Origin of the sequence: Ruegeria atlantica, from assembly GCF_013032005.1 — a bacterium.
GTDB lineage: Bacteria > Pseudomonadota > Alphaproteobacteria > Rhodobacterales > Rhodobacteraceae > Ruegeria > Ruegeria atlantica_A.
Map to the genome: position 1 here is coordinate 34,876 of NZ_WQBE01000005.1, position 22,338 is coordinate 57,213.

General features: G+C 56.2%; 21 protein-coding genes. 16 read left to right on the forward strand and 5 right to left on the reverse strand.

Translation table 11 applies throughout. The features are described from left to right. Nucleotides 1-53: 53 nt before the first annotated feature. The 7 genes from GOX21_RS11030 (at nucleotide 54) to GOX21_RS11060 (ending at nucleotide 6,714) form a co-directional block, all read left to right on the forward strand. The gene (locus tag GOX21_RS11030) at nucleotides 54-1,235 is read left to right on the forward strand and encodes an NnrS family protein (protein ID WP_170377215.1); all 1,182 of its coding nucleotides are present in this window, start codon (nucleotides 54-56) and stop codon (nucleotides 1,233-1,235) included. A gap of 99 nt (nucleotides 1,236-1,334) precedes the next feature. After that, nucleotides 1,335-1,784: a c-type cytochrome gene (locus GOX21_RS11035; RefSeq protein ID WP_170350172.1), complete on the forward strand. Its 450-nt coding sequence runs from the start codon at nucleotides 1,335-1,337 to the stop codon at nucleotides 1,782-1,784. Nucleotides 1,785-1,800: 16 nt separating this feature from the next. Continuing rightward, nucleotides 1,801-3,168: a cbb3-type cytochrome c oxidase subunit I gene (locus GOX21_RS11040; RefSeq protein WP_170350173.1), complete on the forward strand. Its 1,368-nt coding sequence runs from the start codon at nucleotides 1,801-1,803 to the stop codon at nucleotides 3,166-3,168. 5 nt (nucleotides 3,169-3,173) lie between these two features. Further along, the gene (locus tag GOX21_RS11045) at nucleotides 3,174-3,983 is read left to right on the forward strand and encodes a CbbQ/NirQ/NorQ/GpvN family protein (RefSeq protein ID WP_170377217.1); all 810 of its coding nucleotides are present in this window, start codon (nucleotides 3,174-3,176) and stop codon (nucleotides 3,981-3,983) included. A gap of 9 nt (nucleotides 3,984-3,992) precedes the next feature. Continuing rightward, complete coding sequence (locus tag GOX21_RS11050) at nucleotides 3,993-5,915, forward strand: nitric oxide reductase activation protein NorD (protein WP_170377219.1); 1,923 nt, start codon at nucleotides 3,993-3,995, stop codon at nucleotides 5,913-5,915. Next, nucleotides 5,912-6,460, forward strand: a complete 549-nt coding sequence (locus GOX21_RS11055) for a cytochrome c oxidase subunit 3 (RefSeq protein WP_170350176.1) — start codon at nucleotides 5,912-5,914, stop codon at nucleotides 6,458-6,460. The genes GOX21_RS11050 and GOX21_RS11055 overlap by 4 nt, the downstream gene beginning before the upstream one ends. A gap of 5 nt (nucleotides 6,461-6,465) precedes the next feature. Next, nucleotides 6,466-6,714, forward strand: coding sequence for a cytochrome C oxidase subunit IV family protein (locus tag GOX21_RS11060; protein WP_226688857.1), 249 nt, complete (start codon nucleotides 6,466-6,468; stop codon nucleotides 6,712-6,714). Between the two features lie 56 nt (nucleotides 6,715-6,770). Here GOX21_RS11060 and hemA read toward each other — a convergent pair whose 3' ends face one another. Then, entirely contained in the window at nucleotides 6,771-7,994 is a 1,224-nt protein-coding gene (gene hemA, locus GOX21_RS11065) for a 5-aminolevulinate synthase (protein ID WP_170377221.1), read from the reverse strand. A 178-nt stretch (nucleotides 7,995-8,172) separates the two neighbouring features. Between hemA and GOX21_RS11070 the strand changes: the two genes are divergently transcribed. Next, entirely contained in the window at nucleotides 8,173-8,865 is a 693-nt protein-coding gene (locus GOX21_RS11070) for a Crp/Fnr family transcriptional regulator (RefSeq protein WP_170350179.1), read from the forward strand. A 271-nt stretch (nucleotides 8,866-9,136) separates the two neighbouring features. On the opposite strand, the gene GOX21_RS11075 is transcribed toward GOX21_RS11070, so the two are convergent. The 4 genes from GOX21_RS11075 to GOX21_RS11090 form a co-directional block, all read right to left on the reverse strand. Further along, on the reverse strand, nucleotides 9,137-9,634 hold the full coding sequence (locus tag GOX21_RS11075) for a GNAT family N-acetyltransferase (protein ID WP_170350180.1): 498 nt from the start codon (nucleotides 9,632-9,634) through the stop codon (nucleotides 9,137-9,139). An 81-nt stretch (nucleotides 9,635-9,715) separates the two neighbouring features. Then, entirely contained in the window at nucleotides 9,716-10,219 is a 504-nt protein-coding gene (locus tag GOX21_RS11080) for an outer membrane protein (RefSeq protein WP_170377223.1), read from the reverse strand. A 143-nt stretch (nucleotides 10,220-10,362) separates the two neighbouring features. Next, nucleotides 10,363-10,743 carry a hypothetical protein gene (locus tag GOX21_RS11085; protein WP_170377225.1) on the reverse strand — a complete coding sequence of 127 codons (381 nt, stop codon included), beginning with the start codon at nucleotides 10,741-10,743 and terminating at the stop codon, nucleotides 10,363-10,365. A gap of 113 nt (nucleotides 10,744-10,856) precedes the next feature. Next, nucleotides 10,857-12,104, reverse strand: a complete 1,248-nt coding sequence (locus GOX21_RS11090; RefSeq protein WP_170377227.1) for an NAD(P)-dependent alcohol dehydrogenase — start codon at nucleotides 12,102-12,104, stop codon at nucleotides 10,857-10,859. A 312-nt stretch (nucleotides 12,105-12,416) separates the two neighbouring features. Here GOX21_RS11090 and GOX21_RS11095 point away from each other — a divergent pair, with 312 nt between their 5' ends. The 8 genes from GOX21_RS11095 to GOX21_RS11130 all read left to right on the forward strand — a co-directional run bounded on the left by GOX21_RS11095 (nucleotide 12,417) and on the right by GOX21_RS11130 (nucleotide 22,327). Next, complete coding sequence (locus GOX21_RS11095; protein ID WP_170377229.1) at nucleotides 12,417-13,178, forward strand: TetR/AcrR family transcriptional regulator; 762 nt, start codon at nucleotides 12,417-12,419, stop codon at nucleotides 13,176-13,178. A gap of 35 nt (nucleotides 13,179-13,213) precedes the next feature. Beyond that, nucleotides 13,214-13,783 carry a chloramphenicol phosphotransferase CPT family protein gene (locus tag GOX21_RS11100; protein ID WP_170377230.1) on the forward strand — a complete coding sequence of 190 codons (570 nt, stop codon included), beginning with the start codon at nucleotides 13,214-13,216 and terminating at the stop codon, nucleotides 13,781-13,783. Nucleotides 13,784-14,724: 941 nt separating this feature from the next. Next, nucleotides 14,725-15,120 carry a hypothetical protein gene (locus tag GOX21_RS11105; RefSeq protein WP_170377232.1) on the forward strand — a complete coding sequence of 132 codons (396 nt, stop codon included), beginning with the start codon at nucleotides 14,725-14,727 and terminating at the stop codon, nucleotides 15,118-15,120. 426 nt (nucleotides 15,121-15,546) lie between these two features. After that, complete coding sequence (locus GOX21_RS11110) at nucleotides 15,547-17,064, forward strand: AMP-binding protein (protein ID WP_254428532.1); 1,518 nt, start codon at nucleotides 15,547-15,549, stop codon at nucleotides 17,062-17,064. Nucleotides 17,065-17,422: 358 nt separating this feature from the next. Then, on the forward strand, nucleotides 17,423-19,153 hold the full coding sequence (locus GOX21_RS11115) for a sensor histidine kinase (protein WP_170377236.1): 1,731 nt from the start codon (nucleotides 17,423-17,425) through the stop codon (nucleotides 19,151-19,153). Beyond that, nucleotides 19,150-20,490 (forward strand): sigma-54-dependent transcriptional regulator, encoded by a 1,341-nt coding sequence (locus GOX21_RS11120; RefSeq protein ID WP_170377238.1) that lies wholly within the window; start codon nucleotides 19,150-19,152, stop codon nucleotides 20,488-20,490. Before GOX21_RS11115 ends, GOX21_RS11120 begins: the two co-directional genes overlap by 4 nt. Before the next feature lie 125 nt (nucleotides 20,491-20,615). After that, on the forward strand, nucleotides 20,616-21,626 hold the full coding sequence (gene dctP / locus GOX21_RS11125; RefSeq protein WP_170377240.1) for a TRAP transporter substrate-binding protein DctP: 1,011 nt from the start codon (nucleotides 20,616-20,618) through the stop codon (nucleotides 21,624-21,626). Nucleotides 21,627-21,694: 68 nt separating this feature from the next. Next, nucleotides 21,695-22,327 carry a TRAP transporter small permease subunit gene (locus GOX21_RS11130; protein ID WP_170377242.1) on the forward strand — a complete coding sequence of 211 codons (633 nt, stop codon included), beginning with the start codon at nucleotides 21,695-21,697 and terminating at the stop codon, nucleotides 22,325-22,327. Nucleotides 22,328-22,338: the final 11 nt, after the last annotated feature.

The window sequence follows — 22,338 nt, forward strand, 5'->3', positions numbered from 1 at the left end:
CCGTTGCGCGGGTTGGCTGCTAGGGCTGAAAAAAACGGTTGAGGAGAGCAGCCATGCCCACAATCATCGCCCGCATTCTTGGTGAAGGATTTCGTGTTTTCTTTCTGTCTGCCGGTCTCTACGGCCTGTTTGTCGGCGTGGTCTGGGGGCTGTGGCTGACAGTGCCTTACATGGCGCCGGATTACGGTATGACGCCGCCGATGTGGCACGCGCATGAGATGATTTTCGGCTATGCGACGGCCGCGCTGGGCGGGTTCTTTCTGACCGCAGTACCGAACTGGACCGGCGCCCCCGAGGCGCGGGCGCACTTTATCACTCTGGCTGCCGGGCTGTGGTTGGCCGGTCGGATGGCCATGTGGTTTTCAGGTGTATTGCCGCCAGTTCTGGTTGCGGTGGTCGACCTGGCCTTTGTGCCGGTTCTGGGGGCCAAAATAGCTACGCAGCTGATCCGCCGTCCCAAGCCGCAGAACATGATTTTCCTGCTGTTGCTGAGCTTGATCTGGGTCGCGGACATGATGACACATCTGCAATGGATTGGGGTCACTGAAGGCACTCTGCAAACTGGGCTGCGCGCGGGATTGTTGGCGTTGTGTGCGATGATCGCCATTTTGGGTGGTCGGATTACTCCGGCCTTTACCCGCAATGCCATGAAACGCGCTGGGGTCCCAGAGGCGGACTGGCCGGTTTCGGTCGCCTTGTTCGACAAGGCAGGCATGGTTCTGGCCCTGATCTTGCCGCTGGGTGTTCTGGTGCTCGGTGCAGGGCCGTTGGCCGGGGTTTTGGCGCTTGCCCTTGGGGTGGTTCAGATACTGCGCATGGCCAATTGGCGCAGCCGCTGGGCCGCCCGGCAGCCAATTCTGCTGGCGCTGCATTTGGGTCTAGGCATGTTGGCGATGGGGTTGATCTTGTGGGGGCTGGCAGTGCTGGGTCTGGGCAATGAAATCGCCGCCCTGCACGTATTGGGCATAGGGTGTGTGGGCGGTATGACCCTGGCAGTCATGAGCCGCGCCGCGCTGGGTCACAGCGGCCGTGCACTAATCGCGCCCGCCCCGATGGTCGTAGCCTATGGTCTGATGGCGGTTGCTGCCCTGTCACGCTGGATCGGGGCCGAGCTGAACGCAGGCTATATGGTGGCGATGCTGTTGTCGGACGGCCTGTGGGTCTGTGCCTTTGCGCTTTACCTGATCGCCATGTGGCCTGCGCTGACGGGTCCTCGTACGGGCCGGGAGGGATGATTTTCATTTACTTCCGCCAGCCTTGACTTTCGTTAAGGCCCTCCTACGGCCCAGCCGCCATTCTGGCTAGACAAGCTAAACTGCGCAAAGGAGAGCGCAATGCGAGAAGTCATGACCAAGAGCATGGCTCGCAACATATTCTATGGCGGGTCCCTGTTCTTTATCCTAATATTTCTGGCCCTGTCGGCCCATTCCCACTGGTACATCGTGAATTCCGAGAATTCGGCAAAACTCGATGAAAGTGTGGTTCGGGGCAAGCACGTCTGGGAAAAACACGCGTGCATCAACTGTCACACGATCTTGGGTGAAGGGGCCTATTTCGCCCCCGAAGTCGGCAACGTGATGACACGTTGGGGTGTGCTGGACGACCCGGAATCAGCCTTTGAGTCCCTCAAGGGCTGGATGGAGGCACAACCGACCGGCATTCCCGGTCGTCGGCAGATGCCCAATTTCAACCTCAGCGACGAAGAAATTCGCGACCTGACCAACTTCCTGATCTGGACGGACAATATCGACGCTCAGGACTGGCCGCCCAACGAGGCTGGCTGAGAAAGGGAACGGAGCAATGAAATACGAATCCCAAAAAATCGCCTACGCCTACTTTGCGGTGGCCATGGCCCTGTTCGTGATACAGGTTCTGGGTGGCCTTCTGGCTGGCCTGATCTATGTATCACCAAATTTCCTGAGCGAGCTTTTGCCGTTCAACATCGTGCGGATGCTGCACACCAATGCGCTGATCGTCTGGCTGATCCTGGGCTTCTTCGGCGCGGCCTACTTCCTGATCCCGGAAGAGGCTGAACGTGAAATCCATTCACCCAAGCTGGCCTATCTACAACTGATCATTCTGGTTGTGGGGACGTTGGGTGTGGTGCTGACCTATACCTTCAACCTGTTCGAAGGAAACTGGCTGCTGGGCAAAGAGGGGCGCGAGTTCCTTGAGCAACCCAAATGGGTCAAGGCCGGCATTGTCGTGGCCGCGCTGATCTTCCTTTACAACGTGTCGATGACCGTTCTGAAGGGCAAAAAGACCGCGATCACCAACATCCTCTTGTTGGGTTTGTGGGGTCTGGCGCTGTTGTTCCTGTTTGCCTTCTACAACCCCGGCAACCTGGCCTTGGACAAGCAATACTGGTGGTATGTTGTTCACTTGTGGGTCGAAGGTGTGTGGGAACTGATCATGGCCTCGATCCTGGCCTACCTGATGCTGAAGTTGACCGGTGTTGACCGCGAGGTGGTTGAGAAATGGCTGTATGTCATCGTCGCTGCAGCGCTGTTCTCGGGCATCCTTGGGACAGGTCACCACTACTACTGGATCGGTACACCAGCGTATTGGCAGTGGATCGGTTCGATCTTCTCGAGCCTTGAGGTGATCCCGTTCTTTGCGATGATGGCCTTTGCCTTCGTCATGGTCTGGAAGGGCCGCCGGGACCACCCCAACAAGGCCGCGTTGCTGTGGTCGCTGGGCTGTGCCACGCTGGCCTTCTTTGGTGCCGGTGTCTGGGGTTTCCTGCATACGCTGCACGGGGTGAACTATTACACCCACGGCACGCAGATTACCGCGGCCCACGGTCACCTGGCCTTTTACGGCGCCTATGTCTGCCTCAACCTGGCGATCTTCACCTATGCCATGCCGATCCTGAAAAACCGTGATCCGTATAATCAGGTGCTGAACATGGGTTCGTTCTGGCTGATGACCAGCGGTATGGTCTTCATGACCTTCGTGCTGACCTTCGGCGGAACCGTGCAGACGCACATGCAACGTGTGATCGGTGACTACTTCATGGACGTGCAGGATCAGATCGCGATCTTCTACTGGATGCGCTTTGGGTCTGGTGTAGTCGTGGTCCTTGGTGCGCTGCTGTTCGTCTACTCGATCTGGGTGCCCCGGAAAGAGGTCATCGAACCCGGCGCGGCCGAAACCCCTGCGGAGTAATGCAAATGGATGGCTCCATACAAATGGGAACGGGGGCGGCAAACGCCCCCTTCTACCTGCCCCAGGGCGATGAATGCGATGTGTTCACCGCCGCCTATAACAACGATCTGCCGGTTCTGCTGAAAGGGCCGACAGGTTGCGGCAAGACCCGCTTTGTGGCCCATATGGCCGCGCAGCTTGGCCGCCCGCTTTATACTGTCGCCTGCCATGATGATCTGGCCGCTGCCGACCTGATTGGCCGCTATTTGCTGAAAGGCGGAGAAACCGTCTGGGTCGATGGCCCGCTGACCCGCGCAGTGCGCGAAGGCGCAATCTGTTACCTGGATGAGGTGGTCGAGGCCCGCAAGGACGTGACCGTCGTGCTGCACCCTTTGACTGACGACCGGCGCATCCTGCCGATTGATCGCACCGGCGAAGAACTCGAAGCCGCGCCCGGCTTCATGCTGGTGGCATCCTACAATCCCGGCTACCAGAATATCCTGAAAACCCTGAAACCTTCGACCCGGCAAAGGTTTATCTCGCTGGAATTCGACTTTCCGTCGCCTGTGATGGAGGCCGAGGTTGTCGCCCAGGAAAGTGGCCTGGCGCTTGAGCGCTGCAAACCGCTGATCCGGTTGGCGAACAAACTGCGGGGGCTCAAGGGTCAGGATCTTGAGGAAGGCGTTTCTACCCGACTGGTTGTTTATGCTGCGACGCTGATCGCACAGGGTATGTCGACGGACCGCGCCATTCTTGCCGCAATGATCGAACCTCTGACTGATGACGAGGATATCAAACGCGGGCTCCTCGATCTTGTCACGGCTGTCTTTGGGTGAGGCCGGCCAATGGTCAAGATCGATTTTGAGCCATGGGAACCCGAAGAAACGATCGGGAAACTGTGGCACACCCTTGCCAGCCGCCTCGATGCACCTGAGGTGCATGTTGGAGCCGCGGTCGACCTTTCTGAGGTCGCGGGGCGGCTGGCAGTCCTCTTCCGAGGGCTTGGGGGTAGTCCGGGCGTTGAATTACGCCCGGTCTCACCCGAAATTTCACGCCACCGGTTAAGCTGGCGTCGCCGCTTGGGAACCGAGGCCGAGTTGATGCCGCGTGCTTCGTTCGATGGCGAGGTATTGCGCCTGCCGGACCGTCTGGCCGTTTTCCCGGCGCGCGAAGCTAACGGCGCGCTATATGTCTGGCTGGCAGCCGTTGCAGCCCATGCCGACACCCGAATTGATGAGGATGACCCCCTGCGGGCCGACCTGCATGCGCTGATCGCTGCGCGACAGATGGTCGAGGCCACGCTGGAAAACGCCCCCGGCTTGCGCCCCCTTTATACCGAACTGTGCAAGGGTCTGCTGCACCAACGTGATATCCCTAACCTGCCGCCGGTCGAAGCCGCGCTGGAAGAACTGGTTCGCCATATGCTGGGTGATCCGGTATCGCTGTCTGCCAAGGCGGAACAGCTGCTGGAGCTGGATGACAGCCTGTCTGCCCCGCGCGGGTATCAGCGTTTTCGCCCGGTCCCCCTGTGGCCCGAACTGCGCGCCGTTGGCTTTTCAGAACATAATGAGGTGGAAAACCCCGATACTGAAGGCCCGCCCGAAGAGTCGGGAGAGAAAACTCACCGCGCCCGCCGCCGTAAATCTGATCAGGCCGAACGGAAAGACAGCCTGATCCTGCACAAATTCGAGGCGATCCTCAGTTGGGCCGAGTTTCTGAACCTGAACCGCCGGGTCGATGATGACGATCCCGACAATGCCAAAAAGGCGGCCGACGATCAGGAAGAGATCGGGCTGGGCCAAATCTCGAAGGCACCGCCCACCAAGCTGAAGCTGCACCTGGATCTGGCGCCCGAGGATGTGAATCGCGAGCGTCTGTCGGGCCGTATCCTTTATCCCGAATGGGACGTGCGCACCGGTCAGTACTTGCCAGACCACGTGAATGTCCTGTTGTCGGATGCCGATATCCGCGAAGACGCAGCCGAGTTTGGCAAGGACCCGGCCACTGCCCGCCGCATCCGCGCGGTGAAGCGCCAGTTCGAGGCGCTGCGCCCCGGTCGGGTTATGACACGCGGCCATCTGGACGGCGACCAGTTGGATATCGAAGCCGCCGTGCGTGCCGAGACTGAACGTCGGGCTTGTGGGGAAGCCAACGAGCGCATCTGGCAGCAATCCCGTCCCGAAGCTCGCGATCTGGCGGTCTCGATCCTGCTGGATGTCAGCCGATCCACCGAAAGCGCAGTCACAGGCCGCGCCGTGATCGATATTGAACGCGAGGCGCTGGCCGCGTTGGCGTGGGGGTTGAATGCTTGTGGGGATGACTTTGCGATCCACGCCTTCAGTTCTCTGAAACGTCAGCGTGTCTATGTGCAGCGCTGCAAGCGGTTTGATGAGCCAATGGGCGGAACGGTCGAACAGCGAATCGCGTCACTGCGCCCGGGGCATTACACACGGCTTGGGGCGGCAATCCGGCATTGCTCGGCCGATTTGGCGGATCAATCGCGCAAGCGCCGGCTGCTGCTGGTGATCACCGATGGCAAGCCGAACGACCTGGATCACTATGAGGGTCGCCATGGTATCGAAGATACGTGCATGGCCGTCCGCGAAGCGCGTCGCGCCGGGCAATCGGTCTTTGGTGTCACCATCGACAAAACCGGCAAAAGTTGGTTCCCGCGTATGTTCGGGCAAGGCGGTTTTGCGGTGATCCCAGACCCGCACCGCCTGACGATGGCTTTGCCGCAAATCTATCGCCAACTGGTCGGCGCATGAGCGATGCTTCTCTGATCGACGAGCTTCCGGGCGAGTTGCTGATGTGGGTTCTGATCGTCTCGGAACTGCTGGTGTTCGGCGCTGGGATGATCGCCTTTATGGGCGTGCGTCTGACCGACCCGGCGGGTTTTGCCGAGGCGCAGTCACATCTGCATCGCACTGGAGCGGCGTTTAACACAGCGGTTCTGGTCACATCGGGGTATCTGGCCGCACAGGCGCTGCACTGGCGACAGGTCGCGCGGCGCGCGGCGGCGCGCATGGCCTTGATCGGCGCGGCCCTTCTGGGCGTTGTTTTCCTGATCATCAAAGGCACGGAATACGCGGATAAAATGGCGCAGGGGATCAATTATGAAACGCATCCCTTCTTCCTGTTCTACTACCTTCTGACTGGTTTTCACGCGGCCCATGTTCTGGCCGGGGTCGGCATTCTGTTACTGGTGTCCTGGCGGGATGACGCACGCAATATCGAGGCGGGCGCGCAGTTCTGGCACATGGTCGACCTGGTCTGGATCATGCTTTTTCCGGTGATCTATCTGTTGGGATGAGGGCGATGGGGGACAACACTCTGACACGGGCCTGGCTTGCCCTTTTGGGGCTAAGTGTCGGCTCAGCGGTATTGACCTTGTTGCCGGTGCCGGCTGCGGTCATGGGGGGTGGCATTCTGTTGCTTGCACTGATCAAGACGCGCGTAATCCTTGCGCAGTATCTGGACCTTGCTAGAAGCCCAGCCTGGTTGCGCGGATTCACCATGGTTCTAACCGGGTTTTCGGTGCTGATCTTTGCCCTCTACCTCGTTTGAAGCAGAAAAAAGCCGCCCGATCTGGGCGGCAGTTTTTCAAGCAAGGAGCGCTTTGTTTACTGGGCAGCCATCGGCATCCGCGCGATCTGGCAGCGTTGCCATAGGGCTGACAGCGCGCCGACCAGATGTTCGATATCTTCGTCCGTATGCACCGGAGAAGGGGTGATCCGCAGACGCTCGGTTCCTTTGGGGACAGTGGGGTAGTTGATCGGCTGGATGTAGATACCGAATTCTTCAAGCAGCGTGTCCGAGATGAATTTGCATTTCACCGGATCACCCACCATCACCGGGATGATGTGGCTGGGGTTGGGCAGATGCGGAATGCCTTCTGCATCCAACCGGGCACGCACCTGCGCCACGCGGGACTTCTGCTGATCGCGTTCGGTATTCGACTGTTTCAGGTGCCGGATCGAGGCCGCAGCGCCCGCCGCAATCGACGGGGGCAAGGCGGTGGTAAAGATAAACCCGCTGGCAAAGCTGCGCACAAAATCACAAAGTGCGGCTGAGGCCGCGATATAGCCACCAACCACACCAAAGGCTTTGCCCAACGTGCCCTCGATCACGGTCAGTCGATCCATCAGACCTTCGCGTTCGGCAATGCCGCCACCGCGCGGGCCGTAAAGACCGACGGCATGAACCTCATCCAGATAGGTCATCGCGCCGTATTTGTCGGCCAGATCGCAAATCTCTTGGATCGGCGCGATATCTCCGTCCATCGAATAGACGGATTCAAAGGCGATCATCTTGGGGGCGTCAGGATCGGCAGCAGCCAGCTTCGCCTCGAGGTCTTCAAGGTCGTTGTGCTTCCAGATCACCTTTTGCGCGCGCGAATGACGGATGCCTTCGATCATCGAGGCGTGGTTCAGCGCGTCCGAGAAAACGATAAGGCCGGGGATTTTCGCAGCAAGGGTGCCAAGGGCCGCCCAGTTCGAAACATAGCCAGAGGTGAACAGAAGCGCTGCCTCTTTGCCGTGCAGATCGGCCAGTTCGGCCTCAAGCAGGACGTGATCGTGTGTGGTGCCCGAGATGTTCCGGGTGCCGCCAGCACCAGCGCCGCACCGGTCCAGCGCGTCATGCATCGCCCCGGTCACCGCCGGATGCTGCCCCATGCCCAGATAGTCGTTTGAACACCAGATCCGCACATCGCGCTGCACTGATCCGTCGGTTTGACGTGCGTTTGGGAATGATCCGCAGCGGCGTTGCAAGTCGATAAAAACACGATAGTTTCCTTCGTCCCGCAGATCGTCCAGGCTCTGGGTGAAAAATCGCTCGTAGTCCATTATACTGGCTCCCCGGATTGCTGGCTTTGGGCCGAATTTATGCGCATGGTGACGCCTAAGACATGACAATAGTCAAGTTGAAGCAGGAAAAGGCTGGCGCGCCGGGCAGAGCTTTGGCATAGCCTTGCTAAAAAGGACGTACCGGTCGGACGATCGACCAGGGAAAAGGGGAAACTCCGTGGCACACGAAGCACAAAAAGCGATCGCGCGGCAATCGCTTTTGCTCAAGAGTTTGCCGGACCAGCATGTCGACACACTGCTGAGCCACGCAATTTGGCGTAGCTATGATCGGGGCGAAACGATCTTTCTACAGGAAGAAGAGGCCAAGGCCGTCCACGTAGTTCTTGCCGGTTGGGTCAAGTTGTTCCGCATGTCCCCAACGGGGGCCGAGGCAGTGGTCAGCGTCTTTACCCGCGGCGAAAGTTTTGGTGAGGCCGTCGCGCTGCGAAACGTCCCTTACCCCGTTTCTGCCGAGGCCGTTTCGGCCTGCGACGTGATGCATATCCCAAGCCCTTTGCTGTTGTCGTTGATGAAAGAAGACCCCGAGATCGGCGTTTCCATTCTGGCGTCCACGTTCACGCATCTGCATTCGCTGGTTGCACAGCTGGAGCAGCTCAAGGCGCAGACGGGTGCGCAGCGGGTAGCAGAGTTTCTTCTGAACCTGTGTGACGCCAAACCCGATGGCTGCGACGTAGAGCTACCTTATGACAAAATGCTGATCGCCGGGCGTCTAGGGATGAAGCCGGAAAGCCTTAGCCGGGCGTTTTCGCGGTTAAAAACGGTTGGTGTGCAAATCAACCGCAACCACGCCGTAATCTCTGATATCGAGCGCCTGCGGGATTATGCTGAAAGTGATCCGTCGGACAAATGATCAGCCCGACGGGCGTTTTGGGTTTTCCGCGGGGGGCTGAGGATGCTGGTCCTTGTCTGACTGAGGTTTTGTACCCCCGTATTGCCGCGCATGGGTTGCGACAACCCGGCCCGTGATCCGGTATTTCCAACAGATAAAAGAAGACAGGGCTGCGTTGCGCCCCTTGATACCCGGACAATCAAAAAGCAAAGGATGTTGGGGATGACGGTCTGATCGGGCGACTGATGAAGGTGACCCTCGCTCGAATGGTCCGGGGAGTTGTTTGCGCAGCTCAATGGTACCTGTAGACGAGATCATTGGGGTCATTTCGCTCGGCATTTGAATCCAAAATTCCTCCAAGCCGCTCAGCAAGGCGGCAGGAGCGGAAGTTGTTCGGATCGATATAACTGACGAGCGACTGGGTTACGTTCCATGTACAGGCCCAATCTCGCAGCGTTCGCGCAGCTTCAAACGCATAGCCTTTTCCTTCGGCATCAGCATAGACAAACCAGCCCAATTCGGGTTCGGGGAAAAGCGGTCCGGAGTTGATGCTAACCTGCCCAAGGCACGCTCCTGAAACACGGTCTTCCATCATCAGTGCCCCGTGCCCCATGAGGGTCCACTGAGCTATGTCATGACAGAAAATCCCCCAGGTCATGCGGTCAGAGACCGGGCCTCCCATGAACTTTGAGCGCTCTGATGTCATCAGCGCAAGATAGTCGGGCCAGTCTGCCATTATTGGTGGTCGAAGTAGCAGTCGTTCAGTCTCAAGCGTTGGTATTTCAGTCACCTGGTGGCTCCCGGGAATTGAATTATGAGTGGGGGGCAATTGACTGTCCCCCGCTTGTGTCAGGCTCTCACACGCCTTCTGTCAGAACTTGTAAGACACCCGAAGCGCGACAGAGTCAGCTGTGATGTCGTCAGCTGACGTGTCATATGTGTCTCGCAGGTACTCAAGGCCGACCAGAACTCTGTCCGTTGCGCGATACGTAACGCCAACGCCAGCAGAGTAGCCATCTTCACTGATGGAACCGCCATCGATGTTCGCATATCCAATGACGCCGTACAGATACGTCCGGCCAAATACGTGTCCGCCTTTGAACTTCAGGCGTATCGTATCGACCTTTTTGGTTTTGTTGTCAGACCCAAGCTCAGCGCCCGCATCATAAGTCAGTTCACCGCCAACTACATAGCCGTCAAAATTATGAAGATATCCGGCGTGGAGGCCCAACGCTGCGTTTCCGTTGTCGTTTTCGTCTTGGGAAACATCAACCGTGGATAGCTGCAAACCAGCATTGAAGCCGGTCCAGCTTTCGTCTGCCAAACACATTGTGGGAGCCATAGCGGCCAGTGTGATCAATGTTATAGTCTTCATTTTTAGTCCGTTTTCTTGTTTGTGTGGACAGGGGTATCTGCCCGCTGAACCTGCACTATGGTTCAACGGGGATGGCTTGCTGTTCGTCGGGGTGTTGGATGTAACACCGGCCTGTTGCAGGTCGGCGGTGACCCACCCTCAGATCAAAGGATGGGTTTGGGCTTGCTGGTCAGTTGCAGCAGTTTTCCCGCGTCGTCATATCGTGCAGTGACGAGAACCCGCCGCGCATGGGCCACTTCCAAAGGCCCACCGACAACCTCCCAGAGCCCGAAGGTAAAGAGGTCCAGCGTTCCGTGGCCTGCCGCCCGAGCAAGGTTTGGCTTTGTCCGGGGTTCGACGTCATAGACGGCCACCCAATCACCATTGGCTTGTTGCTGTAGCTGCTCAGGCGACCCCAACTGCCGTTCGACATCCATCCGGGTGGCCTCCTGGCTGACAACGCTCAGGTCTGGACCATCACTGCCTTTTGCGGCCATGTTTGCTGCACACCCGCTCAGCGCGACGCCAAGGGTAAACGCGACCACTATTGACCGCACGGGCCAAACACAGTTCGCTGTGCATTGAGCTGGAGTGCTTTCGTTGCGAGGGGATTCCGAAGAATTAGGATTTCCCGATCCCGGAAATTTCCAGAGGTTTTTCATATTATTACCGTGTCTTGATTGAATTTCGTTTTGTGCCGGAACAGTGATTGCTTGAGGTGCACCTCAGGTCTGGAACTGGTTTCCGGCCGGCTTGATTTTTCGTTGGTCAAAAAGTTGATGACGATCCGACCTCTTGTCCGATGGGACATCAGAGTTCTGATTGCGGCCCGTATTTGCGGCAAATCGAATGGAATCTCGGCTTCAATTGGAGAGCGTATGTTGTGCTTTGCGATGCTCAGCATTGCCGCGTAGGCGTTGTTCCGTGGCAAGGAGGCACAAAAACGATACCGAGGACCGCGGAGCCGTGTCGCGATACTGCGGCAAGTAACGTGGCCGACACCCAGAAGAAACTCGCCCCTGGATAACTTGCGTTCACCAATGTGGCGTATGGGGCCAACAATCGTGACGAACCGGCCTTTGCGTTTCAGTATTCGGTACGCTGCGGCCTCGATGTCCCGACCGCCTACCAGATCAAAGACCCTGTCGTAGGTGTTTTTGCCCTGCGAACCAAAACTGGTGACGTTGTAGTCGATCGTGTGATCTGCACCCAACGTGCGCACCAGATCGGCATTCGCGCCGCTGCAAACCCCGGTCACGATAGCGCCCTTTGATTTGAGAAACTGAACCATCATGGATCCGACGGCACCCGATGCCCCAACAACGAGGCAATGGTCACCTTTTTCGATGCGTGCGGTGTTAATCGCACCCCACGCAACACAACCTGATAGTGTCGCGGCTGCCGCCTCGACATGAGACAAGGCCGGGGGTTTGAGCATCAGATAGTCGTGCGAAACGCATCTGTATGTTGCCCAAGACCCGTTTTCGCCAAGCTCGTTGGGTACGACGATCACTTCGTCTCCAACATTGAACCGGGTTGCGTCCTGACCAGTTGCGACAACGACCCCTGACACCAAAGTCCCCATGACGTAGGGGGAATTTGCCGAAGCGCGTTTAGGCCCGAAGAAACGACCAAGAGCGGTGCCCTGAGCCGCATAAATTTCATCGACATGCAGTGATGAAGCGAACAGCTGAATCGCGACTTGGTGGCGCGAAGGTCTTGGCACGGGCACGTTCACCAATTGCAATGCTTCCGCGACATTCCCAGGCTCAGGCAACTCTGTCAAAGCGATTGCCGTCATGCTTTTGGCTGCGCGGTAAACCGTGGAAAGCGCTCTTACATTGTCCAACATGTTTCTCTCCTGAGAGGTTTGGATCAATTGAGGGAGAACGGATTTACGAGCCAAGTCTGCGGACTTGTTTGAGACAAAGATCGCCTAGCTTCGTCCCAGTCGAGGGAAAGCCTGACCAGAAGTTCAAGCAAATCCTGGATACCAGCCAGCCGAGATGTTTGGCGTAACTCGGATATTGAAATATCCCTGCAGACAAGAGCATTCATGGCATTCGATCCTGTGTAGTAGGCACAACTCAACTGGGCGCGCGAAGCGTTGTAGCTTGCGGTCTTGGGCTGCATCAGCGCATCATTTAATTCGGGGCGGCAGGTGAATTTCGTTGTCCTGCCAGATGAGTCGGGATATAAACCGACCGCAGGTCTGTAATTGCAGACCGTCGGTCGGTTTGCAAGGGGGAAATGTATGAAACCTACGAAGCGGAAGAATATGCAGCCAGAGGCGCGGCGCGCGCAGTTACTGGGGTGTGCGCAAATGTTGTTCTTTTCGAAAGGTTTCGAAGATACGACCATTCAGGATGTGCTGGATCTGGCCGGTGTTTCGAAAGGTGGCTTTTATCACCACTTCAAATCCAAGGATGAGCTTTTGTTCGGGGTATTGGATGGCATGGCAGAAGGCGTGTTCGCGCAAATGTCTGTTGTTGCTTCTGACGAGAAATCTTCGGCACTCGATCTGTTGCGTAACTTCACCCATCTAAGGGCAAACTACCTGCGCGAGCATGACTACCCAGGCCAGGTCGAGATGTTCAAGATCATGAACCAGGACAAAAACCTGTTCCTGCTCGAACAATTCAAGCGCAGGGTCAGAACTGGTGCCATGCCGGTCCTGACCAAAATCATCCAGAAGGGCTGTGACGAAGGAACGTTCACTGTCGCCGATGTCGATACGGCGGCAGAGCTTATACTCTTCCTTATGAACTTCTTTGATTTTGCATTGCTGCGCGCCATCGACGCCCGGGGAACTGACATAGCAGATGAAGCCGCACGCAATTTACAGGCGGCGATCGATATGCAATTTCTAACACTCGACCGAATTCTGGGTCTGCCGGATGGGACAACAGATTTTGGATGGCCGGAAGCGGTGGATGTTACGATGGAAACTGTGCCTTCACCCCCTTCCACAGCCAAATAACGGACCTTGGCAGCGATCATTCAGTCACGAGACCTATGGCGACAGTAATTCTCCTAAACGGAGTAGGGAGCGTTGGTAAAAGTTCTATCGCAAAAGCGCTTCAGAACATTACGACACTACCGTTCCTTCACATCGAAATGGATGCCTTCCTGGCAATGTTGCCAGAGCGGCTTGCTGGTGATCCAGATGGATTGAGTTTTGAAAAGCGTGTGGTGGGCGGGAAAGCAGTGACCTGCGCGCGGGTCGGGCCAACAGCCAGTCGCGCACTTTCCGGAATGCGCCGTTCAGTTGCTGCAATGGCGCGCGCCGGGAATAATTTGATTGTTGACGAGGTGTTGTTTGGAAACACGGAAGCCGGGTCTGCGAGCGCGGTAGCTGAATATCAAAGCTTACTGAAGCCGTATGATTTTTTCATGGTTGGTTTGTTTGCTTCGCTGGACGTGCTGGAGGCACGGGAACGAAAGCGAGGCGACCGGACGCTCGGGCTTTCCAGATGGCAATTCGAGCGTGTTCATGATGGGATGAAATATGACTTATCGGTGAATACAGAAGATGCCTCGCCAATTGCATGCGCAGAGTTGATAAAGGCAAAATTGAACCTGTAGGTTGCGAAGATACACAATCCCATCGCTGACCACGTCAATATGACCACCAATGCGAACGATCATCCGGCCCTCGCTCAATCAACCCAACGTCTCGGCGCATGTGGTCAGACAATGGCGTTGTAGTGTTGGGGCTTCCTACTGAGCCATTTCTTTTTCGAACATCTCCTGAGTGTTGCCAAATTCGACGCAACTGACGGGCGCAGAACTCCAAAATACTTCGTGGGGCACGGTGGGAATCATAGTGCATGTTTCAAGCTTTCTATTTCAGGTACAGCTAATGCGTCCACGAAATGGGTGTCGTGGAGCGACCGGCGTTTTTGTTTTAAGTACTCACGAGGCGAGAGGGCGGGCAGGCTTTAGTGGTTTTCCGAATCCATCAATACAGACCGTTGGTCTGTATATCTAGACCGGCGGTCGGTTTGTAAAGGGAATTCAGCACTCACCAAAACAATCGTCAGTCCCGGAACAAAGATTCCATCCGCACCAGCCGTGGCATAGGCTGCCGCGCTCTAGAGCTTCTCCGACAAGTATTTCATGCGTGACGGGTTGCTTCGCGCGATGCACGAGTGGGCCGCAGCAAACGCAGATATGCTGGTCCATCCGAGGTGAAGTTGGTTTGATGTGAACTGGAAATGTCTGCTTTCGGGAAGCTGCACTGCAACACCACAGCCCTTGGCCAACGTCTCTTTTGGGTCGTGCCACGTCGCAGCCTGGGGTATTATTGCTTCGGTCGCTGTGCTGAAGTCGAATGTCCGCTACAATGCTCAAACTCTTAACGGATTCAATCAACTTCTAGCCGTTCGATGCCAATGATTTGGGGCAACGTAGTGGTCTGAGGATGCCGGTGTTTCCTTGTCTTTGACCCGTGTTGAGACACGCTTGTTGAGAACAGTGAACCCAAAATGTATTTTAGGTCGGATTGCGAACGAAGGGAAATCTTCATGATCAGGACTTCTGCGCTGGCGCTGTTTGCTTTCTTCTCGGCAACCTCGGCATTCGCAACTGTTGAGTTGTATTGCGAAGCCCCTGATGGATCAGGCGCAGTTGTTGCTGTCGGATTGGGAACTGTCCCTGGACTCGCAGTCGTGAGTGCGACCATTCACGCAGACAGCAAACACTGGAGCTTAACAGAAGTTGATGGTGCGATACCAATCATCGTGGCGCAGGGGGCCGATGTCGATATGCACACTGTCATCGACTTCGCCGATCCTGAATATAGCCGGATCGTTGCCTCGGTTCGATTGATAACATCCGTCGAAGGTGACGATTTCGTCACCGTGGGCACACTCACGATACCAGAAGTCGGTGCCTTCCCGCTGATCTGCGAAGGGCCGTAGCCGTCCGATATTTCGCAATACTCGGAGGTCAACTCGGCGGAAGCGGTCATCTCAAATTATGCTTTACTCGAATGTCTGAAATGGGCCGTTGGCGTCGCAAACTGAAGCCGAAACTATGCAGATGCTGCGCAACCCCCGATGGTTGCTATGTAACACAAACCGAGCTTTGGTTCGGGACAAATGGACCACTCACGTTGCGCTGATGTTCGCGTAATTTCCAACGTGGAAACTCGACTTGTTTAAGTGCAGGGTAATTAAGGGCTGCACTTGGAGGAATACGTTTTGATGGAATCGAGTTCTGACACTGAGACTTCCCCAGAATACTCCAAAACGGTGGAGAAATTTGACCTGGAGCTGGCAAAGTCTTCCTTTTTTGGCAACTTCAGCGACGGGATAAATGCATGCGTAGAATGTTGTGACGCCCATTTGCAGGGCAATCCCCGTGCTTTGAACTGGGTTGCATTGGATGGGCACCATGAGACGCGCAATTTTGCAGAGTTGCGCGAAGAAGCTGCGCGTTTCGCCAACTTGCTGGAAGAACAAGGCATCCAACCCGGTGACATCGTGGCAGGTCTGCTACCTCGCACCCCGGATCTTGTGACAGTTGTTCTCGGCACCCTCCTGGCTGGCGCGGCCTATCAGCCTTTGTTTACAGCCTTTGGACCCAAGGCCATTCAGGACCGTTTGACCATGAGTGGCGCGAAGTTGGTTGTGACTGACGCCGCGAACCGCATCAAGCTCGACGGAGTGGAAAGTTGTCCGCCTGTCGCGACAATTGTGGAAACGAGACAAGGGGGTATTGCGGGAGACATTGATTTCCGCCAGGCGATGGCCGCGCATTCGCCTGAGTTCGTCCCTGTTTTGCGGAACGGCGATGATCTGATGTTCATGATGGCGACATCTGGAACTACAGGTCCCGCCAAAGGAGTGCCCGTGCCCCTAAAGGCTCTGGCTGCCTTTCGATCTTACATGGTCGAAGGGATCGGCCTGCAGCATGAAGATGTTTTCTGGAATATAGCCGATCCAGGCTGGGCCTATGGACTCTACTATGCATTGATCGGCCCGCTACTATTGGGACATGCAACCACCCTGGTCGAAGGGCCTTTCACAGTGGACAGTACATATGACGTGATTTCGAAATTGGGCGTGACTAACTTTGCAGGCGCGCCTACTGCGTTTCGACTAATCATCGCCGCGGGAACCGAGCGCGCGTCACAGCTGCGCGATCAGATCCGTTGCATCAGCAGCGCAGGCGAGCCACTGAACCCCGAAGTCATCCGTTGGTTCGAGACCGAACTGAATGCGCCGATTAAGGATCATTATGGGCAGACGGAAACGGGTATGCTGGTGAATAATCATCACGGGCTCGAACATCCGGTACGCCCGGGATCGGCTGGCTATGTGATGCCAGGATACAGGGTTGAGGTTCTGGCTGAGGACGGCAGCATCGCCGACTTCAATGAGCCAGGTCAATTGGCCGTCAACATTGCGGATTCACCTCTCTTGTTCTTTAGCGGCTACCTAAACATGGGCACCAAATCGATCGAGAACGGATACTATCTTACTGGGGACACAGTGGAGCGGGATGAACACGGATGTATAACGTTCGTTGGTCGGAACGACGACGTTATCACCTCTTCGGGTTATCGCATCGGACCGTTTGACGTTGAAAGCGCTCTGATCGAACATCCCTCTGTAACGGAAACGGCGGTCGTAGGCGTTCCTGACAAGGAACGGACCGAAATAGTGAAAGCGGTAGTCGTACTGGCGGATGGCACAGAAGGTAATGATGCGTTGGCCGCGGAGTTGAAGGACTATGTCAAACAGCGCCTTTCTGCTCACGCCTATCCTCGGCTTATCGAATTCGTCAAAGAACTGCCGAAGACACCCAGCGGTAAAATTCAGAGATTTCTGCTTCGCCAAGCGAATGTCAGCGGTGCGTGATCAAGCCTCTCGAAGGCAAGATCCTTCGTTCAACTGCATGCCAATTCGACCAGGCAGAGAACGACGGTTTATCCCGCGTTGTGTAAGTTCGGTTTGAACGGGATTTTGCGTTCGCGGCGAAAGTCTGCAATGCGGGCTGCGACCGCAGCATCGAAACAAAGGGTTGGATGTCGGCTCTGGGCCGAATCTGCTTGCGGAATGCAAATAGTTGTTTCGGCATGTTCGTTCATTGCTTCGCGTTCTCTAAATACTCGGTCATTCTTGTTTGGTCTAAACATCCAAATGTTAGTTTAGTACGCTTGGGATGGACGGCTAATACCTACTGTGATCCTATGCCGTCGCAGTTCATGGGCATTCGATGCGATCAGCTTCGTATATTGTAGGTATTTTGATAGCCATTGCCGCCAGCATTGGCCTTTATTTGGTTTCTTACCAGTACTTCGTTTCGGAGGAGCTTTCGAAAGCTCAGGGCCGGCTCTCTCTTTACCAAAGCTCGGTAAACAGCGAACTCGAACGATTTTCCCACCTCACATATGTGCTGTCACAGGATTCCTTTGTAATTGGAACAGCTGAAGGAGACGGCACCGGAACTTTGAACCGACGCCTCGAGGATTTTGCGGAGCAGGCGGGGCTGGATGCGATCTACTTGATGGACGAAGACGGGATCACGATTTCCGCATCGAACTACCGCGACACTGGGAGCTTTGTTGGCCAGAACTACGCTTTCCGTCCGTATTTCCAAACTGCCATTTCTGGTGAACAGGGCCGCTTCTATGCCATCGGGGCAACGACTGGTCTGCCAGGCTACTTCATCGCCAACGCAGTGCTTGACGACCAGGGCGCTGCAACTGGCGTCATAGCGATTAAGATCGATTTCTCCAATCTTCAGGATAGTTGGAAAAACTCGGGCGAACAGGTTCTTTTGGCCAATGAAGACGGCGTCGTTTTGCTTTCTTCGAACTCGAGCTGGCAATATCGCGCGTTGGCGCCATTGTCAGAACCTCAGCAAGAACGGATTCGAGATGCCAGGCAGTTTCCGGGGCAAGACTTAGATGCGTTGGACTGGATTGAGTTGCCGGGAGATCAGGCCAGAATTGCGGGGACGAAGCGTCTGCATCTTGCAGCTACGGATTTACCCCATGGCTGGTCGCTTCACTATTTTGCAAGTGACGATCAAGCCGTTGCGCGCAGTTGGCTTGTAACAACAGTTTTTGTCCTTTTGGCGGGGCTCGCATTTATCTTTTTCCAGATACAACGCGCAAGGCGCGTAGGCGCGGCCTTAGTGCGGTCCGAAGAGGAAGAAGCAAAGCTGCGGGTGGCAAATGAAAGGCTCGCTATCGAAATCGACGACCGCAAGACAGCCGAGCGGAGCCTCAAACGCACCCAAGGGGAATTGGAGCGCGCAAGCCGACTGGCGGCTCTGGGGCAACTATCCGCGTCGGTCACGCATGAGCTGGGCCAGCCGATCGCTGCGATGCGCAATCACCTGGTGGCAGAAGAGATCTCATCTTCCAGTGGGTCTAAGCTACCACAAAAAATTGGAAGTCTGGTCGACAGGATGGAAGGGATCACGCGCCAATTGCGGTTCTTCGCGCGCTCAGAGAGCGAGGCGTTCGACGACGTAGACTTATGCACCTCGGTCAATGCCGCGTTGGCTCTGGTTGCGCCAAACATCGAGCAGGGCAAGGTGAAAATCACAGTCGATGCGCCGACCGGTCCGGTTTTTATCCGGGGCAGTGCACTGCGGATCGAACAAGTCATCACTAATCTTTTGCGCAATGCGATTGACGCGATGGACGAAGTGGATGCACCTGAAATCCATATCGCTGTCATAGCTACTGATGATGAAGCGGTGTTGGAAATTCAGGACAACGGTCACGGGTTGGGTGAGGCAACGCTGGCTGAGTTGCAAGAGCCATTTGTAACCACAAGAGAGAGCGGGAGAGGCATGGGCTTGGGACTGGCCATTTCCACCAGCATTGTCAAAGATCACGATGGCAAGATGACGGCCCGAAATCGTGATGGCGGCGGAACAGTTTTTCGTGTCACCTTCCCGATGGCCTCAATTACTAAAGAAACGAACGAATGACCCAGCGGCAACCCTTTAAAGTTCTGGTCGTCGATGATGACAAATCAATGAGACAGTCTCTTTTCGAGTTGCTCGAAGCCGCCGGCTGGACTGTTAGCGCCCTGTCGCGCGCGACCCTCGTGATGGAGTATCTGGCCAGCGCGTCGCCCGATGTCATTCTGTCCGATGTGCGTATGCCGGGTATGTCGGGGCTTGAATTGCTGGCCAGTCTGGACAGACAAGTGGCGCCTCCGGTTGTATTGATTTCGGCACATGGTGACATCCCGATGGCGGTTCAGGCCATACAGGACGGGGCGTACGGGTTCATCGAAAAGCCATATGAACCACGGCGATTGCTTACGGTCCTGAGGCACGCAGCTGAACAAAACAGAATGCGAAGAAGCAATGCCCGCCTCAAAGACCGGCTGTTCAAACTGTCAGGCCTTGACCGCATCCTGCTGGGCCAAACAGACGCCATTACAGACTTGCGACAAGAAGTACTTGATCTTGCTGATACATCGGTTGCGGTTTTGTTGCAGGGAGATACGGGCACCGGGAAAGAGCTGGTTGCTCACGCTTTACATGATTTGGGCCGCTCGCCGGAGGCACCGTTTCTGGCACTGAATTGCGCTGCATTGTCGGCCGATACGTTTGAAGCGGAAATGTTCGGCATCGCGGGTGAATCCGACGGAAGGCTTGCGGCGGCGTCGGGAGGGACCTTGTTTCTGGACGAAATCTGCTCGTGCCCACCAGCGGCGCAGGCCAAGCTACTAAGGGTCATCGAAGATCAGCAGGTGTTGCCGGTGGGGGCTGTGTCGCCGGTGCCGGTAAGCTTCAGGGTCGTGTCAGCAACCAACGAAGACGTTGTAGTGGCAGCCGAGGAAGGCCGCCTGCGTCAGGACCTTTTGTTTCGATTGAATACTGTTGTCCTGTCTCTACCTCCGCTACGTCAAAGACGGGATGATCTGGTTCTTTTGGCAACGCATTTCTTGAACGAATACGCAAAGGTTTATGAGATAGACGCGCCAGAACTCGATCAGGACGATTTGGCCGCTCTGCTTTCACATAGCTGGCCCGGCAATGTGCGTGAATTGCGCCATGTCTGCGAACGGCGCATTTTGGCGGCCCGACGCGGAGGAGGGTCGGTGGCGCAGGCCATCCAAAGCGATCAGCACTTCGACGAAGTGCCGGATACCCTACGCGAAGCGGTTGCTGCTTTTGAACGCGAGCTCATCGGCAAAGCCATCACGGCGCATAAGGGCCGCATGGATGCCGCCGCCGAAGCGCTTGGGATCGGCCGACGGACGCTCAACGAAAAGATCGTCAAACTCGGTCTCGATAAAGAGGCGCTGTTGTAAGCGAAACCACTCTGCGGATATCCGCAGGGAAACAGGAGTTCCTCGCGCATTTTCCTTCATAGGCAGGCTGCTACGCATCCTGAATACTCTGCCCAAACACATTGCGTGATCTGGGAGGAGCCACTATGCGCAAACATCTTAACCGGGCGGCCATTGCAGCTTTGTCGCTGACCGTTGCATCCGAAGCACTGGCTGTCGAATGGAACGTTTCCCTGTGGGGCAAGCGTCGCGCCTTTACCGAACACGTCGAGAAACTTGCGGAGTTGGTGAACGAAAAGACGGGCGGTGAGTTCACGCTCAACATCAGCTATGGTGGCCTGTCGAAGAACAAAGAAAACCTCGATGGGATTTCGATTGGTGCGTTTGAAATGGCACAGTTCTGCGCTGGCTATCACCGCGATAAGAACCCTTCGATCACTGTCTTGGAACTGCCGTTTTTGGGCGTGACATCCCTTGAACAGGAAGTCGACCTGTCGATGACCGTTTATCAACATCCGGCCGTTGTCGAAGATCTGGCCCGCTGGGACGCGACTCTGCTGATGCCGTCTCCGCTGCCGCAGTACAACCTTGTTGGTGTCGGTGAAGCACCCAAATCCCTAACCGATTTTGAAGGTCTGAGCGTTCGGGCGACAGGTGGCATCGGCAAGGCGATGGAGACGGTTGGAGCAGTTCCGACCTCGATGTCTGCATCCGAAGTGCGTCAGGCAATGGACAGCGGCATTGTCAAAGCGGTCAGCTTTGCGCCACACGCGCATATGTCCTTCGGCACTATTGAGAATGGCACGTGGTGGACGACGAACCTAAATCCTGGCACCGTCAACTGCCCTGTCGTGGTGAACACGCTGGCACTGGAAGATCTGTCTGACGAACACCGCGAAGCTCTGCTGGGATCGGTGGAAGAGGCACTGGATCACTACGTGAGCCACTACCAGACCAAAACGATGGAAGCGTGGGGCCCTGAACTGGATCAACGCGGCATCGAACGGGTCACTTTCAGCGATGAAGAAATCGCAGCGTTCAAAGAAGCCGCCGCCGCCCCCGCGGCCGAGGCCTGGATTGCAGAAAACACCGAGCGTGGCCTACCAGCACAAGAGCTTTATGACCTTGTGACTGGGAAGATCGCAAACGGAAGCTAGTCCACTCACAACCCGGCGTCGGTCAGGCTGGCGTCGGGTGCCTTTTTCCCTGACAGCGGAGCAAAACGATGGCCGGGTCATCCCTGGTGCTGTCCAACGACAGCCGTCTCAGCATTCTCGATCAACATCTCTACAAACTGGAAAGCTTTCTGGCCCTGATCAGCGGTCTTGCGGTTTTCTCGCTGATGGTCATGGCCGTAGTTTCCGTTGGTGGTCGGAATTTCGCCAATGCGCCACTTCCCGGTTACGTGGACTGGATCGAGCAGGCCATGCCTTTAATCGCCTTCATGGGGATTTCTTATGCGCAGCGTGATGGCGGCCACATACGAATGGACATGGTTGTTGGAGCGCTTAGAGGCCGGACGCTCTATATCGTTGAGTTCATTACAACCGCTGTCATTCTTGCGCTGATCGTCTTGCTGATCTGGGGGAGCTGGGCGCATTTCGCACGCAGCTTTGACTTTGGTTCTCCACTCTGGAGCCGCGACAGCTCCATCGACATAGGTATCCCGCTGTGGCCCGCAAAGCTGTTGGCCCCCGTTGCCTTTAGCGTGCTTTGCCTAAGGCTTTCTTTACAGCTCTGGGCCTACGGTCGCGCGATCCGGCACCCTGATCAGGCACCTATTGCCGTCCCGCTGATAGCTGACGCAGCCACTCAAGCTGCAATGGAAGCCGAGCACGTCTCGGGCCACGATAACTGAGGTTTAATCTG